This is a genomic window from Streptomyces sp. NPDC029296 (assembly GCF_055569255.1).
This window is the reverse complement of sequence record NZ_JBVHXT010000009.1, coordinates 191666-205913: the sequence shown is the minus strand read 5'-3', so window position 1 is coordinate 205913 and position 14248 is coordinate 191666. Positions and strand designations below refer to the sequence as shown.

Sequence of the window (14248 nt, the reverse complement as noted above, 5' to 3'; positions counted from 1 at the left end):
GGAAAGGGGGGGGAACCGCCACCCCAATCCCTCCTCCTTTGGACCCAACCACACGGGGGGGGGGGGGGCGGCCCCCCCCCCCCCCCCCCGCCCCCGAAAACCGTCAGGGACACCGACCACGGGGGGACCCACGCATGTCCGACACCGCTCGCGCCGCGCTCGCCGACGCCCGCCTCTACCTCTGCACGGACGCCCGCAGGCGCCAGGGCGACCTGCCCGAGTTCCTGGACGCGGTGCTGGCCGGCGGCGTCGACATCGTGCAGCTGCGCGACAAGGGCATGGAGGCCGCCGAGGAGCTGGAGCACCTGGCGGTCTTCGCCGACGCCTGCGCCCGGCACGGCAAACTGCTCGCGGTCAACGACCGGGCCGACGTCGCCCACGCGGCCCGCGCCGGGGTGCTGCACCTCGGCCAGGGCGACCTTCCGGTCCCCGCGGCCCGCGCGATCCTCGGCGACGGGGTGCTGATCGGCCGCTCCACGCACGCCGAGGAGGAGGCCGCCGCCGCGGCCGTCCAGGACGGCGTGGACTACTTCTGCACCGGCCCGTGCTGGCCCACCCCCACCAAGCCCGGCCGGCACGCCCCGGGCCTTTCCCTGGTCCGCTACGCGGCGGGTCTCGGCACCGACCGCCCCTGGTTCGCCATCGGCGGCATCGACCTCGGCAACCTGGACGAGGTGCTGGACGCCGGTGCCCGCCGGGTGGTCGTGGTCCGCGCGATCACCGAGGCGGACGACCCCGGCGCGGCGGCGGCGGAGTTCGCCGCGCGGCTGCGGAAGGCGTAGCACCCCGGCGGACCCCCGCCGTCCGGAAGGATGTCCAAGGGATGGACAGCAGCCCGACAATACGGGCAATTTCCGGGGTGCGGTTGGGGGACCGCCCACCCCTGGCTAACCTGCCCGTATGGCCCTCGGAACCCCGTCCACCAGGACTGATCGCGCACGCACCGTGCGCGATATGCTCGCCGCCGGCAAGACGACGTACTCGTTCGAGTTCTCCGCGCCGAAGACCCCCAAGGGCGAGCGGAACCTCTGGAGCGCGCTCCGGCGGGTCGAGGCGGTCGCCCCCGACTTCGTCTCGGTGACCTACGGCGCCGGCGGTTCCACCCGCGCGGGCACGGTCAAGGAGACCCAGCAGATCGTCGCCGACACGACGCTCACCCCGGTCGCCCACCTCACCGCGGTCGACCACTCCATCGCCGAGCTGCGCAACATCATCGGCCAGTACGCGGACGCCGGGATCCGGAACATGCTCGCCGTGCGCGGCGACCCGCCCGGCGACCCCATGGGCGAGTGGGTGCCGCACCCCCGGGGCCTGACCTACGCCGCCGAGCTCGTCCGGCTCATCAAGGAGTCGGGCGACTTCTGCGTGGGCGTCGCCGCGTTCCCGGAGATGCACCCGCGCTCGGCGGACTGGGACACCGACGTGGCGCACTTCGTGGACAAGTGCCGCGCGGGCGCCGACTACGCCATCACACAGATGTTCTTCCAGCCCGAGTCGTACCTCCGGCTGCGCGACCGCGTGGTGGCCGCCGGCTGTGACACTCCGGTCATCCCGGAGATCCTGCCGGTCACGAGCGTGAAGATGCTGGAACGGTTGCCGAAGCTCAGCAACGCCCTTGTCCCGGACGCCCTGAAAGAGCGGATCCTGACGGCGAAGGACGATCCGGCGGCGGTACGCTCCATCGGTATCGAGTTCGCCACGGAGTTCTGCGCCCGGCTGCTGGCCGAGGGAGTGCCCGGACTGCACTTCATCACGCTGAACAACTCCACGGCGACCCTGGAGATCTACGAGAACCTGGGCCTGCACCACCCCCCGCGGGCCTAGACCGGCCGCACCGCGATAGGACACACTGCGTAGCGGTCACGGGGAGTAGCGAACACTGGGAGAGGGGCGTACATGGGCTGGACGGTCCTCTACATCGCGTTCGGCGGCGTAGCGCTGTGGTTGCTGGGCGAGGTGCTGCTGCAGTACAAGGCGCGGCTGCGCTGGCGGCTCCTGGCCTTCGGCGGCTTCCTCGGCGTCGTGATCGGTGTGCTGTTGCCCTCCGTGATCGTGATCGGGCTGGGCGCGATCGCCTTCGCGGTCGGCCAGACCTACGTCACGCTGTCGTTCCGCCGCGGCTTCGCCTCCGGCTGGGCGGTCCGCCGGCCCGGCCCCCGGGCCGGCGGCGCCAGCAAGCGCCGTCGCGGCCGCGCCGGCCGCGAGGAGCCGGCCCCGCACGACGCGGCCCCCGCGTACCCCGGGGCCGCCGACGCCCCGGAGCCCTACGACCCGGCCCCGGCGGCCGGCGGCTTCGACGACGACCACGACCGCGACGACGTCTTCACCCCGCCCGTCCGCCCGGCCGAGCCGACCGCCGCCGGGACCACCGCCGTCCACGCACCCCCGCCGGGCGACACCGGCGGTTACGGCGCCTACGGCGACACCGCCCACCCGGCCCCCGGCCCGCAGGCCCCCGCCTACGACTACCCCGGCTACGGCCCGCAGGACTACGGCTACGACCCCGCCGCCGCACAGCAGGGCTACGCCAACTACTCCGACCCGTACGTCGGCAGCCGGCCCTACGTCTCCTACGACCAGGGCTACGCCGAGCAGTACGGGCAGCAGCCGGGCCACCCCCAGGACCCGTACGCCCCCGCCGGTTACGCCGAGACCCCGCCCGGCGGGGTGTGGGTGCCGCAGCAGCGCACCGACGACGGTCACGGCGGCGAACTCCCGCCGGAGCAGCCCTACCCGCGGCAGCCGGACGGGGCGGGCTACGACGAGCAGTACCGCTTCTGAGCCGTCCGGCCCCCGCTCACTGCGAGCCGCGGAACCGCGGCCCCTCCACGATCAGCCCGGCCACCAGGGCGCCCGACATGCCGGCGTGCGGCAGTCCGCCGCCCGGGTGGGCCCAGCCGCCGGCCCGGTACAGCCCCGGCAGCCGCGTGGTGTTCGCCGGATGCAGGAAGCGCCCCTGCCCGGCGGCGAGCGCGGGTGCCGGCACGGCCCCCGCGCGGGCGCCCGTCTCGTCCTCGGTGGCGCCCGGTGTCCGCACCTCGTGCCACAGCAGCCGGTCCCGCAGGTCCGGTATCGCCCGCCCGGCGGCCTCCAGCAGCAGGTCCGTGTACCGGGCGACCGTGCGCTCGTCGTCCCAGGGGGCCCGCGTGGACACCACGGCGGACAGCACCGCCGACTCGTGCCCGTCGTCCGGCCGCAGCGCGGGGTCGTCGGGGCGCAGCACGGTGACCGTCGGCGCGGGCGGCTCGTCACCGCCCGGCGAGGCCAGGAAGTCCCACTCCCGCTCCGGGTCCGCGGGATGCACGACCGTGCGGTGCGCGGCGCCGGGCTCCGGGGCGCCGCGCAGGGCGAGCAGCACGGTGAACCGGCCGGGCGGGGCGGCCTGCGGGTCGGCCCGCACCTCGTCCTCGCCGTCCAGCACACGCTCCGTCAGCGCCCGCAGTCGCGCCGGATGGACGTCGGCCACGACATGGTCCGCCTCCGCCACCGTGCCCCCGGCCAGCTCCACGCCCGCCGCCCGGCCGTCCTTCTCCACGATCCGGGTGACCTCGGCGCCGAAGACGAACTCCACCCGCCGCTGCAGGCACCGCTCGTACACCGCGCGGGCCAGCTCCCGGATGCCGCCGCGCACGTACCAGGTGCCGAAGGCGTGCTCCATGTACGCCAGCACGGCCGCGCTCGCCGGAGCGGTCCGGGGCTCCAGGCCGTGCGCGAGCGCATGGCTGGTCAGCAGGGCCGACAGCCGCTCGTCCCGCAGCTCCCAGGCGCCGACCTCGGCCAGTGTCGTGGCGCGGCGCGTGCGCAGCAGCCGCTTGTGCGGCACCGCCGGATACGGCTCCTTCTCGGCCAGCACCCGCCAGTTGGGCCACAGCGGCTCTTCCAGCAGCGGCCGGCGGGTGCGGTCCCAGGCCTCGCGGGCCCGCACCAGGAAGTCGCCCCAGCGCTCGCCCGTGCCCGCGCCCAGCGCCTCGTCCAGGGCCGCGACGATCCCCGCGCGCGAGGCGTTGGGCAGCGCCACCCCGCTGCCGTCCGCGAAGAGGTGCCGTGACGAGGGGTCGACCTGGACCAGCTCGACGCGGTCCTCCAGCGGCTCCTTGCCGGTCTTCACGAACAGATCGCGGTAGACCGCGGGCAGCGTGAGCAGTCCCGGGCCCGTGTCGAAGCCGAAGCCGTCCCGCTCGAACCGGCGCACCGCACCGCCGTACGTCTCCGTACGTTCGTACACCACCACCCGGTGGCCCGCGACGGCCAGCCGGGCGGCGGCCGCCATCGCGCCCGTCCCGGCGCCGATCACCGCAATCCGTGCCATGCCCGCGACTTTATCGACCGCCACCGACAATCCGGACGCCGGGCGGCCCCGGCGCAGGTCAGCGGGGCCGTGAGGCGGGCCGCCGCGCCTCGCGCCGACGGGCCCGGCGGCGCAGGAAACGACGGATGCGCGAGAACAGGAACACCAGGGCCAGCAGCCCGCCGGCCAGCAGGACGCCCGCGATCACCGCCGCCGCCACCGGATGGAACATCGCGAACGCCACCACGCCCCCGACGCCGAGGTCCTCGGCCACGCTCAGCACGATGTTGCTGAACGGCTCGGGCGAGGCGTTGACCGCCATCCGCGTCCCGGCCTTGACGGCATGGCTGGCCAGCGCCGTGGAGCCGCCGAGCAGCCCGGCCGCCACGTCGGACACCGACCCGCTCTGCCCGGCGAGCAGCGCCCCCACCCAGGCACCGGCCAGCGGACGGACCACCGTGTGCGCGGAGTCCCACAGCGAGTCCACGTACGGGATCTTGTCGGCGACGGTCTCGCACAGGAACAGCACGCCCGCGACGATCAGCACCTCCGGGCGCTGCAACGTCTGCGGCACGTCCTCGCCGATCCCCGTCACGCCGAACAGGCCGAGCAGCAGCACCACCGCGTAGGCGTTGACACCGCTGGCCCAGCCGCTGGTGAAGACCAGAGGGAGTACGGACACGAAGGCGATCGTAGCCAGCCGGCGGGCGGGCGGCGTGGGCACGCGCGCGGAGGGCTGAGTACCCGTACTCAGCCCTCCGGATGAGTACCCGCGCGGATGGGGCGCCGGCCGCCGGGACGGGAGAGTGGAGGCACGGCAGGGGGACGGCCCGGCACCGCCGACACGGGGCGGCGGAACCGGACCCGGACCGCCGGCCGCTCCTTCCGCCGATCCGTCGGCGGAAGCGAGACGGGGGGCCTCGGGGGACGACCGCCACGGGGGTCCGTACAGGGGGAACCCGTACGGGGGAGTACGGGAAGGAAGCAAGGGGGAGTACGGGGGATCACGGGGGAGACGGGGAGGCGCCGGACCGGCAACGGACCGGCGCCTCCCTCTCGTCCCCGCGGACCCGGCGGGGCCTGCCGGCGCCCGGCCGCTTCAGACGCGGCCGCTGACCCGTCCCTGGAGCAGCCGGGACAGGGCGGCGTGGACGTCGTCCAGGGAGCGCTCCGGCTGGAAGGACTTCCAGTCCAGCGCGGCCACCAGCACCATCCCGACCAGCGCCGCCGCCGTCAGCTGCACATCGATCTCGTCGCTGAACTCGCCGGCCGCCACGCCCTCGCGCAGCACCCCCTCCACCACCGCGACCGCCTGCTGCCGCACCACCATCAGGGTGGACTGCCAGGCCCGGTTGGTGCGCCACAGTTCGGCGACGTAGAGCTGGGTGAAGGCCGGATAGCGGTCGATGAAGACCAGGCCCGCGCGGACCATCGCGTCCAGCGCGTCCACCTTGCCGCCCCCGGCGCGCGCCGTCCCCTCGGCCGCCTCCTTCAGGGACGCGGTGAGCAGGCCGACACCGTGCCGCAGCAGCTCCTCGAAGAGCACGGACTTGCTGGCGAAGTTGTAGTAGACCGTGCCCTTGGCGACCCCGGCCCGCTCGGCGATCTCGTCCACCGTGGTCGCGGAGAAGCCCTGCTCGGCGATGAGTGTGACGGCCGCCTCGTAGAGCTTCTGCCGGGTGGCCTCGCGGCGCGTGCTCCCGCCGGGCCTGGCGCTGGTGCTTTCCATGGCCCCGATTCTCACAGGTGCCCCCGGCCCGGCCCGCGCAGGTGCCGTGGTCCCGGCCCGCACGGGCGCCCCCGCCCGCGAAGGCCGCGCCCGTCCCTTCGGCGGCGGTGAAAGCCCAGCTCGGAACGGATTGTCAGTGGCATACCTCACGATGGGTACATACGGCATACGTGCCGTCACCCAGACGACAGGAGGTTCGTCATGGCCCACTCGTCGGCAGCCGCCGCCCGCCGGCGCCGCGCCACCGGCCCTGCCCCCTCACTGACCGGCCCGGCGAGCGACGTGCACCCCGTGCTCCGCCGGGCCACGGCCCCGCCCGCCGCCCTCGACCTGCTCGCCAAGGCCCGGGCCGGGCTGGAGGAGGCCGCGGTCCTGGACACCCCGAACGAGCGCTATGCCACGGCCCACCTCGCCGCCCTGCGCACCGCCGCCGCCGTGCTCGCGGCCCGCGGCCGGCCCGAGAACTCCGCGCGCCGCCGGGCCCGCATCCGCAGCGCCTGGGAGGTGCTGCCCGAGATCGCCCCGGAGCTGACCGAGTGGAGCGCCCTGTTCGCCTCCGGCGCCGCGCGCCGCGCCCGCGCCGAGGCGGGCATCCGGGGCGCGGCCGGCCGGCGGGACGCCGACGACCTGATACGCGACGCGGCGATGTTCCTGCGCATCGTCGAGCGGATGCTCCATCTCCAGCCGGTCCTGCCCCAGCCCCGCCAGGACGCCGACGCACCGGGGCGGACGCCGACGCGATGACCTGCCGCGGGGCCGGAGGCAATAGGGTGGAGTCGCCTGAAGTCCTTCAGACCCGCCGAGGAGTCAACTGCCGTGTCGGACCCGTCGCGCCCCCGCGCCTCCCTGCGTACCGCCGTGGTCTGGGACGTCCTGCGGGACGCCCTCGACCGCCGGGTCAAGGCCACGGGCCGGGACTCGCTGGACGTCCTCGACACCGGGGGCGGCAGCGGGAACTTCGCCGTGCCCCTCGCCCGCCTCGGCCACCGGGTCACCGTGGTCGACCCCAGCCCCAACGCCCTGTTCGCCCTGGAGCGCCGCGCCGCCGAGGCCGGCGTCGCCGACCGGGTCCGGGGCGTCCAGGGCGACGCGCACGGCCTGTTCGACGTGGTCGAGCGCGGCGGCTACGACGCCGTCCTGTGCCACGGCGTCCTGGAGTACGTGGACGACCCGGCCGAGGGCCTGCGCAACGCCGTCGCCGCGCTGCGGCCCGAGGGCGTCCTCAGCCTGCTCGCCGCCGGCCTCGGCGGCGCCGTGCTCGCCCGTGCCCTCGCCGGCCACTTCACCGAGGCCCACCAGGCCCTCCAGGATCCCCACGGCCGCTGGGGCGGTGGCGACCCGATGCCCCGCCGGTTCACCGCCGAGCAGCTCACCGCGCTGGTCGAGGGCGCCGGCCTGCGGGTCGGCGCAGTGCACGGCGTGCGCGTCTTCGCCGACCTGGTGCCCGGCGTCCTGGTGGACACCGAGCCCGGTGCCGTGGACGCGCTGCTGAGGCTGGAGGCCGCGGCGGCCGAACTGCCCGCGTTCCGCTCCGTCGCCACCCAGCTCCACGTGCTCGGTGAGACTCCGGGTGCCACCGGGATCTGAGTGTCGCCGGGATCCGGGTGCCATGGGGGCCGCAAGCGTCCTGGGGGCACCCTCGGGAACAGCCGCTGATCAGCGCCTCGACCGCGGATGGAGTACGCCACAGGCCCCCCGGTCGAGCGGTTCGCGCCGTATGATCGAGGTACACCGCTCGGCATGACGAGTCGGCCGCCGGGGAATGGAAGCCTCAGCGAGCCGGACGGCCATGACGGAATCCGGTTGGCCAATTGGCGTAGAGGGGCGGGTTTCACGGGGGCGATTCCCTGCCTATCCTGAAGGGACCCCCCGGGTCGCCCCGGCGACCGCACGATGAGGAGGACTCCGTGCCGCTCTCAGAGCACGAGCAGCGCATGCTCGAGCAGATGGAGCGAGCGTTGTACGCCGAAGATCCCAAGTTCGCGTCGGCGCTTGAGGGAAGTGGGCTGCGGACGTACACCCGTCGGCGGGTCTACCAGGCGGTCGCGGGTTTCCTCATCGGTATCGCGCTCCTCATGACCGGAATGGTCATGCAGCTGATCTGGGTCAGCGTGGTGGGTTTCCTCGTCATGCTGGGCTGCGCCGTGCTGGCCGTCACCGGCTGGCGCAAGACGCCCAAACCGGGCGAGCAGCCACCGGGCGTCGCCCGTCGGCAGGTGCGGCCCAGACGCTCCATGATGGACCGCATCGAGCAGCGCTGGCAGCGCCGCCGGGACGAACAGGGCCGCTGATCCGGCAGACAGACGAACAGGGCCGCTGATCCGGCAGACATACGTGAGGGGCGGTCACCGCGAGGTGGCCGCCCCTCAGTCGTGCCCTCGGTCCGTGGGCTGGTGCCCTCGGCCCGTGGGCTCAGCTCTCCTGTCCCGACGGCCGTGGCGGCGCCGGCCGGGCCGCCGCCACGGCCCGCGCCCGGAGCGCCGACCAGCGGGCCGTCACCGCCCACCACGCCCGGACCGACGAGCGCGGCAGGAACAGCGCCCGCAGCCGGGTCCCGGTGCCCACCACGGCGCCCAGCCCCTCGACCACCCGGCGCACGTCCTGCGCCGCGCCCGTCGCCGGACGCGGCCGGGGCGCGTACAGCACCTGTTCCACCGCGTCCGCCACCCGGTGCACCGCGGCCCCGGCCGCCGCGTCCAGCCGCCCCAGCCGGACGATTCGCTCGGCGGCCCGGCGCGGGGTCAGCGACTCGTCCGGCGGGACGCCGTGGTCCCAGGCGCTGTCCGTCAGCTCCTGCCAGGCCGCGAGGGTGTGCGCCGCCGTGCCCTGCGGGGTCCGGGCGTGGCCGCCCAGCCGCAGCGCGCGCACCCGCTGCCGCCACAGCAGCGGTGCCAGCAGCGCCGCCAGGACCACCAGCGCGCCCGCCCCGATCAGCAGCCACGCCCACCAGTCGGTGTCGTCGTGGTCGTGGTGCGCCGCAGCCGCCGCGGACGGGCTGTCGCAGGCCCCGAGCCGGCGCGGCCCGGCGCAGCTCTCGCTCGGGGAGGCCGGCACCGAGGGCGCCGAGGACGCGCCCCGGGACGGCAGCGCCTCCTGGGGCAGCGAGCTGCCGGGAGTGTCCGACTGGGTGTACGACGGAGTGGTGCCCCGGGTCGGGGTCGGCTCGAACCGGGTCCAGCCCACGCCCTCGAAGTACAGCTCGGGCCAGGCGTGCGCGTCCCGCTGGCTGACCGCCACCGTGCCGTCGGCCTGCGGGGTGCCGGGCGCGAAGCCCACCGCCACCCGGGCCGGGATGCCCAGTGTGCGGGCCATCGCCGCCATCGTGAAGGAGAAGTGGACGCAGAAGCCCTGCTTCTTCTCCAGGAAGTTCGCGATGGCCTGCGACCCCCGGCCGACCTCCACCTGGGTGTCGTACTGGAAGCCCCCGGTGACGGCGAAGTAGTCCTGGAGCTTGACCGCCTCCTCGTAGTGACCGCGCGTGCCCTCGGTGATCTCCTCGGCGGTGCGGGCCACCACCTTCGGCAGTGAGGCCGGCACCTTCGTGTACTCGTCCCGCAGGGCGGCCGGCGGCGGGGGCGCGGCGGCCAGCTGCTCCGCGGTCGGCTCCACGTCCAGGCTGGTCACCTGATAGGTCTCGCCCCGCGTGGTCTGTCCGTGGTCGCCGACCAGGGTCATGCCGACCGGTTCGTACCGCCACCGGCCGCTGACCCGCACCTTGCTCGGCGGATACGGCATCGGCAGCCAGTCCTGGGCGTAGGAGTCCGCGGCCGTGACCGTCGTCCGTATCGTGCCGCGCCGGACCTCGTCCGCCAGGCCGGTGGGCGCGGGCAGCGGTTCCGGCACGTCGACGACATGGCGCTGGGCCGGCTTCCAGGTGGTGCCGTCGAAGTCGTCCAGGGAGACGATCCGCAAGTACAGGTCGGAGAGGTCGTTGGTGCTGGTCCGCAGGGACAGCACCTGACGGTCGTCGTCGGTGTTCAGGTTGTCGCGCAGCGACACCAGCGGGTTGACCGCCGAGATCGTGCCCCCGTCGCCGCTGCCCGCCCCCATGCCGTCGCGTGCGCCGTCCAGCAGGCCGCCGTGCAGCGAGGGCAGCGCGAGCGGCACGACCAGGGCCACGCCGAGCGCGACCGCGCCGATCCGGCGGCCGGTGCGCACCGGCGTCAGGGGACCCGTCTCCGGGGCGCCCGGCGCGCGGGGAGCGCCGCCGAAGACCCGGCCCCACTGGGCGAGCCGGTCCCGGCCCTCGGCGAGCAGCAGCATCAGATAGCCGGCCGCCGCCACCAGGAACCACAGCCAGTCGGCGCCGCCGTCGGACAGGCCCGCCGCCACCGAGTACAGCGCGAGCAGCGGCAGCCCGGCCGGGGCCGCGCTGCGGAAGGTCACCGCGAGCGTGTCCACCAGCAGCCCGATCAGCAGCACCCCGCCGATCAGCATCAGCCTGATGCCGTCGGTGACCGGCGCCGGTGTCGCGTACCGGCTGATGTCGTCCGTGCCCTCGCCGAGCAGCTCGGCGAGGTACCGGAAGGTGTCCGGGCCCGGGATCAGCCCGGCGATCGCGTGCTGCCGGGCGCACACCAGGGTCAGCAGCACCAGGGTGACCAGGAACTGCGCCGCCAGGGTCAGCGACCGGCCCAGCGGCACCCGCCGGGCCGCCGCGCCCACCCCGGTCTGCACGGCCACCAGCGGCACCAGTTGCAGCAGCCAGGTCGGCTTGGCGACCAGCGGCAGCAGCGCGCAGGACGCCATCAGCGTGGCCGCCGCCGCGCACAGCGCCAGTCGTGCCCGTCCGCTCATCCCCACGCCTTTCCGCCCAGCGACGCCAGAGCCGAGCGCTCCCGGTCCGCCCGCCGCCACAGTTCGTCCAGCGCGGCGCCGCGCGGCACGCTCAGCGCCGTCCAGCCCGCCTCGCGCAGCAGCCGCAGCCGCTCCGAGTGCCGGTCGCCGGGCCGGGGCACGTCGGTCGCCTCCCGCGTCCAGGTGTCCGGGTCCAGCACGAAGGCGACCCCTCCGCCGCCGCGCCGGCTCATCCTGGCGACCGTGGCGGCCTGCTCCTCGTCCAGGTCGCCGAGGAAGGCGATCAGCAGCCCCTCGTTCCCGGCGCGCAGCGCGTCGTAGGCGCGGGACAGGCCGGTGCCCTCGGAGTAGTCGATCACCGCGAGGGCGTCCAGCATCAGGCCGGCCGCCTCCGCCGCCTCCTGGCCGGAGCCCGCGAAGCCGTCGCCGCCCTCGCCGGGCACCGTGCCGCCGGCGTCGGTCAGCAGCCGTACCGAGAAACCTCGCTCCAGCATGTGCGCCAGCACCGAGGCGGCGGCGGAGACGGCCCACTCGAAGGCCGAGTCCGGGCCCGCGCCCTCGTAGGCGCCGCCGCGGGTGTCCAGCAGCACGGTGCACCGGGAGCGCCGGGGCTGCTCCTCGCGGCGCACCATCAGCTCGCCGTAGCGCGCGGTGGAGCGCCAGTGCACCCGGCGCAGGTCGTCGCCGTGGCGGTAGCCGCGCGGGATCACGTCGTCCTCGCCCGCGAGGGCCGGGGAGCGCCGGCGCCCCTCGCCGTACCCCTTGGCCTCGCCGGCGAAGCGGACCGGGGCGAGCGGTGTCACGCGCGGGACGACCGTCAGGGTGTCCCGCGCCGAGAAGGACCGGGTCAGCTCGCACATGCCGAAGGGGTCCGTCAGCCGCAGCTGGAGCGGGCCCAGCGGATAGCGGCCGCGCAGGTCCGAGCGGACCCGGTAGGACACCTCGCGGTGGCCGCCCGGCTCCATCCGGTCCAGCACGAAGCGGGGGCGCGGCCCGAGGACGTAGGGCACCCGGTCCTGGAGCATCAGCAGGCCGGTGGGCAGCCGGGAGACGTTGTCCATGCGCAGCTGGACCCGGGCCTCGCCGCCGGCCGGCACGTGCGCGGGGGCGAGCAGCCGGCTCCCGGCCACCCGGTGGCGGGTGCGGTAGAGCACGGTGGCGCAGATCAGGGGCAGTACGGCGAGCAGCAGGCCGACCCGCAGCAGATCGCTCTGGCCCAGCAGGAACGCGCAGACCGCGGCGGCGATGCCGGCCGCGAGGAAGGAACGGCCGCGGGTGGTCAGGCCCGCGAGGGCCGTGCGGACACCGCCCGGCTGTCCGCCGTCGGGCTCCGCCGGCCCGGTCCCCCCGGAGCTCATCACAGACTCCGCGGAGGCTGCTGGGGATAGGCCGGGACGGTCCGGCCGAGATCACCGAGGCCGCCCGGCCGGCCCGGGCCCGCGGGCACCGGGGTGTGCTGGAGGATCTCCAGCACCACCTGCTCGGCCGTCCGCCGGTTGAGCTGGGCCTGCGCCGTGGGCAGCAGACGGTGGGCGAGGACGGCGACGGCGAGCGCCTGCACGTCGTCCGGCAGCGCGTACTCCCGGCCGGCCAGGGCCGCGGTGGCCTTGGCCGCGCGCAGCAGGTGCAGCGTCGCGCGCGGGGAGGCGCCGAGCCGGAGGTCGGGGTGGGTACGGGTGGCGGCGACCAGCTCGACCGCGTACCGCCGGACCGGCTCGGCGACGTGCACCCCGCGCACCGCCTCGACCAGCTTCACGATCTCGTGCGCGTGCGCCACCGGCTGGAGGTCCTCCAGCGGGCTGACCCCGCCGTGCACGTCGAGCATCCGCAGCTCGGACTCCACGCTCGGGTAGCCGACGGAGACGCGGGCCATGAAGCGGTCGCGCTGGGCCTCGGGCAGCGGGTAGGTGCCCTCCATCTCGACCGGGTTCTGGGTCGCCACCACCATGAAGGGGCTGGGCAGTTCGTACGTCTGCCCGTCGATGGTGACCTGCCGCTCCTCCATGGACTCCAGCAGCGCGGACTGGGTCTTGGGCGAGGCGCGGTTGATCTCGTCGCCGATCACGATCTGCGCGAAGATGGCGCCCGGCTTGAACTCGAAGTCCCGGCGCTGCTGGTCCCAGATCGACACGCCCGTGATGTCGGAGGGCAGCAGGTCCGGGGTGAACTGGATGCGCCGCACCGAGCAGTCGATGGACCGCGCCAGCGCCTTGGCGAGCATCGTCTTGCCCACCCCGGGGACGTCCTCGATCAGCAGATGGCCCTCGGCGAGCAGCACGGTCAGCGCGAGCCGTACGACCTCGGGCTTCCCCTCGATCACGCCCTCCACCGAACCGCGCACCCGTTCCACGGTGGCGGTCACATCCGTGAGACTCGCTCGATCGTCATAGGTCGTCACCCCGGCCCTCCTCGGCCCGTTCTTTGCCGGGCCGACGCTGTCACTGCGCAACCGGCCCACCCCGAAACACGGGCACCACGCGGGAAAGGTTCCGCGTGCTGCCACTCCCCGCATTCTCGCCGCCGTTACCGATTCGTGTCACCGCCTGTGGACAACTGCCCCCGGCGATGGCGGTCATACGATGTGTCCGGCCGCGTTTTCGACCCGGCCGGCGGGACGCTTCCCGGGGCGGCCGGCCGGTACGTTCCGCGTCAGGCCGGGTCGACCTCGCGCAGCAGCCCGGTGCGCACGTCGAAGACGAAACCGCGGACGTCGTCCGTGTGCGGCAGGAAGGGCGAGGTGCGCACCCGCCGCATGGACTGACGCACGTCCTGGTCGACGTCCCGGAAGGACTCCACCGCCCAGGCCGGCCGCTGCCCGACCTCCATCTCCAGCTCGGAGCGGAAGTCCTCGGTCAGGGCCTCCAGACCGCAGTTGGTGTGGTGGATCAGCACGACGCTGCGGGTGCCGAGCTTGCGCTGGCTGATGGTCAGCGACCGGATCACGTCGTCGGTGACCACACCGCCCGCGTTGCGGATGGTGTGACAGTCGCCGAGCTGGAGACCGAGGGCCTGGTGCAGGTCGAGCCGGGCGTCCATGCAGGCGACCACGGCGACGTGCAGGACGGGGCTGGCGTCCATGCCCGGATCGGCGAAGGCCTCGGCGTACGTACGGTTGGCCGCGACCAGGCGGTCGGTCACGCGGTCGCCGGCCGTTATGGCGCCTTCGGATCCAGTGGGTACCGCTGCGGAAGTCGTCATGCCGACGACGTTACTGGTCACGTGGTGTCCCGGCCCGTCGTGAGAGGGGACAAAGAGCGCCATCGCGGCTCGTTGTGAGCGAACCCACAGAGCGCGCGGAGGTCGGCCGAACGGGTGGGCCGGCGCGGACGTGGTTCCCTGCGCGACGTGGTGCGCGACGCGCAGGCCGGTTGATTGACCCGGCGACGGCGTGGACTAAAGTGACGCGAAAGCGGGAGACGAGTCTCTCCCCGCTG

The 14248-nt window shown here is 74.7% G+C and carries 13 protein-coding genes; 6 read left to right on the top strand and 7 right to left on the bottom strand.

Annotation, left to right across the window (positions count from 1 at the left end; translation table 11 throughout):
* The first annotated feature begins 134 nt into the window (after positions 1 to 134).
* From thiE to ACZ4W9_RS10755, 3 genes are all read left to right on the top strand, one after another.
* Positions 135 to 782, top strand: a complete 648-nt coding sequence (gene thiE / locus ACZ4W9_RS10765; RefSeq protein WP_467934674.1) for a thiamine phosphate synthase — start codon at positions 135 to 137, stop codon at positions 780 to 782.
* 118 nt (positions 783 to 900) lie between these two features.
* Positions 901 to 1824, top strand: coding sequence for a methylenetetrahydrofolate reductase [NAD(P)H] (gene metF, locus ACZ4W9_RS10760; protein WP_467934673.1), 924 nt, complete (start codon positions 901 to 903; stop codon positions 1822 to 1824).
* Between the two features lie 72 nt (positions 1825 to 1896).
* Entirely contained in the window at positions 1897 to 2781 is an 885-nt protein-coding gene (locus ACZ4W9_RS10755) for a hypothetical protein (protein ID WP_467934672.1), read from the top strand.
* Between the two features lie 16 nt (positions 2782 to 2797).
* Here ACZ4W9_RS10755 and ACZ4W9_RS10750 read toward each other — a convergent pair whose 3' ends face one another.
* From ACZ4W9_RS10750 to ACZ4W9_RS10740, 3 genes are all read right to left on the bottom strand, one after another.
* Entirely contained in the window at positions 2798 to 4309 is a 1512-nt protein-coding gene (locus ACZ4W9_RS10750) for a phytoene desaturase family protein (protein ID WP_467934670.1), read from the bottom strand.
* Positions 4310 to 4367: 58 nt separating this feature from the next.
* Positions 4368 to 4970, bottom strand: coding sequence for a DUF4126 domain-containing protein (locus ACZ4W9_RS10745; protein ID WP_467934669.1), 603 nt, complete (start codon positions 4968 to 4970; stop codon positions 4368 to 4370).
* A gap of 417 nt (positions 4971 to 5387) precedes the next feature.
* Positions 5388 to 6017, bottom strand: coding sequence for a TetR/AcrR family transcriptional regulator (locus tag ACZ4W9_RS10740; protein ID WP_467934668.1), 630 nt, complete (start codon positions 6015 to 6017; stop codon positions 5388 to 5390).
* A gap of 201 nt (positions 6018 to 6218) precedes the next feature.
* Between ACZ4W9_RS10740 and ACZ4W9_RS10735 the strand changes: the two genes are divergently transcribed.
* The 3 genes from ACZ4W9_RS10735 to ACZ4W9_RS10725 all read left to right on the top strand — a co-directional run bounded on the left by ACZ4W9_RS10735 (position 6219) and on the right by ACZ4W9_RS10725 (position 8308).
* On the top strand, positions 6219 to 6761 hold the full coding sequence (locus tag ACZ4W9_RS10735) for an SAV_6107 family HEPN domain-containing protein (protein ID WP_467934666.1): 543 nt from the start codon (positions 6219 to 6221) through the stop codon (positions 6759 to 6761).
* Between the two features lie 72 nt (positions 6762 to 6833).
* Complete coding sequence (locus tag ACZ4W9_RS10730; protein ID WP_467934665.1) at positions 6834 to 7604, top strand: methyltransferase; 771 nt, start codon at positions 6834 to 6836, stop codon at positions 7602 to 7604.
* A gap of 320 nt (positions 7605 to 7924) precedes the next feature.
* On the top strand, positions 7925 to 8308 hold the full coding sequence (locus tag ACZ4W9_RS10725) for a DUF3040 domain-containing protein (protein WP_467934664.1): 384 nt from the start codon (positions 7925 to 7927) through the stop codon (positions 8306 to 8308).
* Positions 8309 to 8429: 121 nt separating this feature from the next.
* On the opposite strand, the gene ACZ4W9_RS10720 is transcribed toward ACZ4W9_RS10725, so the two are convergent.
* The 4 genes from ACZ4W9_RS10720 to ACZ4W9_RS10705 all read right to left on the bottom strand — a co-directional run bounded on the left by ACZ4W9_RS10720 (position 8430) and on the right by ACZ4W9_RS10705 (position 14075).
* Entirely contained in the window at positions 8430 to 10814 is a 2385-nt protein-coding gene (locus ACZ4W9_RS10720; RefSeq protein ID WP_467934662.1) for a transglutaminase TgpA family protein, read from the bottom strand.
* Positions 10811 to 12172 (bottom strand): DUF58 domain-containing protein, encoded by a 1362-nt coding sequence (locus tag ACZ4W9_RS10715; protein WP_467934661.1) that lies wholly within the window; start codon positions 12170 to 12172, stop codon positions 10811 to 10813. The genes ACZ4W9_RS10720 and ACZ4W9_RS10715 overlap by 4 nt, the downstream gene beginning before the upstream one ends.
* A complete protein-coding gene (locus ACZ4W9_RS10710) occupies positions 12172 to 13212 on the bottom strand; it encodes an AAA family ATPase (protein WP_467934659.1) in 1041 nt (346 codons plus the stop codon). The genes ACZ4W9_RS10715 and ACZ4W9_RS10710 overlap by 1 nt, the downstream gene beginning before the upstream one ends.
* Before the next feature lie 251 nt (positions 13213 to 13463).
* Positions 13464 to 14075, bottom strand: a complete 612-nt coding sequence (locus ACZ4W9_RS10705) for a beta-class carbonic anhydrase (RefSeq protein ID WP_467934658.1) — start codon at positions 14073 to 14075, stop codon at positions 13464 to 13466.
* Between the last annotated feature and the right edge of the window lie 173 nt (positions 14076 to 14248).

Coding starts and splice junctions, on each gene's coding strand:
- thiE (WP_467934674.1), top strand. CDS start 135: ATGTCCGACACCGCTCGCGCCGCGCTCGCCGACGCCCGCCTCTACCTC.
- metF (WP_467934673.1), top strand. CDS start 901: ATGGCCCTCGGAACCCCGTCCACCAGGACTGATCGCGCACGCACCGTG.
- ACZ4W9_RS10755 (WP_467934672.1), top strand. CDS start 1,897: ATGGGCTGGACGGTCCTCTACATCGCGTTCGGCGGCGTAGCGCTGTGG.
- ACZ4W9_RS10750 (WP_467934670.1), bottom strand. CDS start 4,309: ATGGCACGGATTGCGGTGATCGGCGCCGGGACGGGCGCGATGGCGGCC.
- ACZ4W9_RS10740 (WP_467934668.1), bottom strand. CDS start 6,017: ATGGAAAGCACCAGCGCCAGGCCCGGCGGGAGCACGCGCCGCGAGGCC.
- ACZ4W9_RS10735 (WP_467934666.1), top strand. CDS start 6,219: ATGGCCCACTCGTCGGCAGCCGCCGCCCGCCGGCGCCGCGCCACCGGC.
- ACZ4W9_RS10720 (WP_467934662.1), bottom strand. CDS start 10,814: ATGAGCGGACGGGCACGACTGGCGCTGTGCGCGGCGGCGGCCACGCTG.
- ACZ4W9_RS10715 (WP_467934661.1), bottom strand. CDS start 12,172: ATGAGCTCCGGGGGGACCGGGCCGGCGGAGCCCGACGGCGGACAGCCG.
- ACZ4W9_RS10705 (WP_467934658.1), bottom strand. CDS start 14,075: ATGGCGCTCTTTGTCCCCTCTCACGACGGGCCGGGACACCACGTGACC.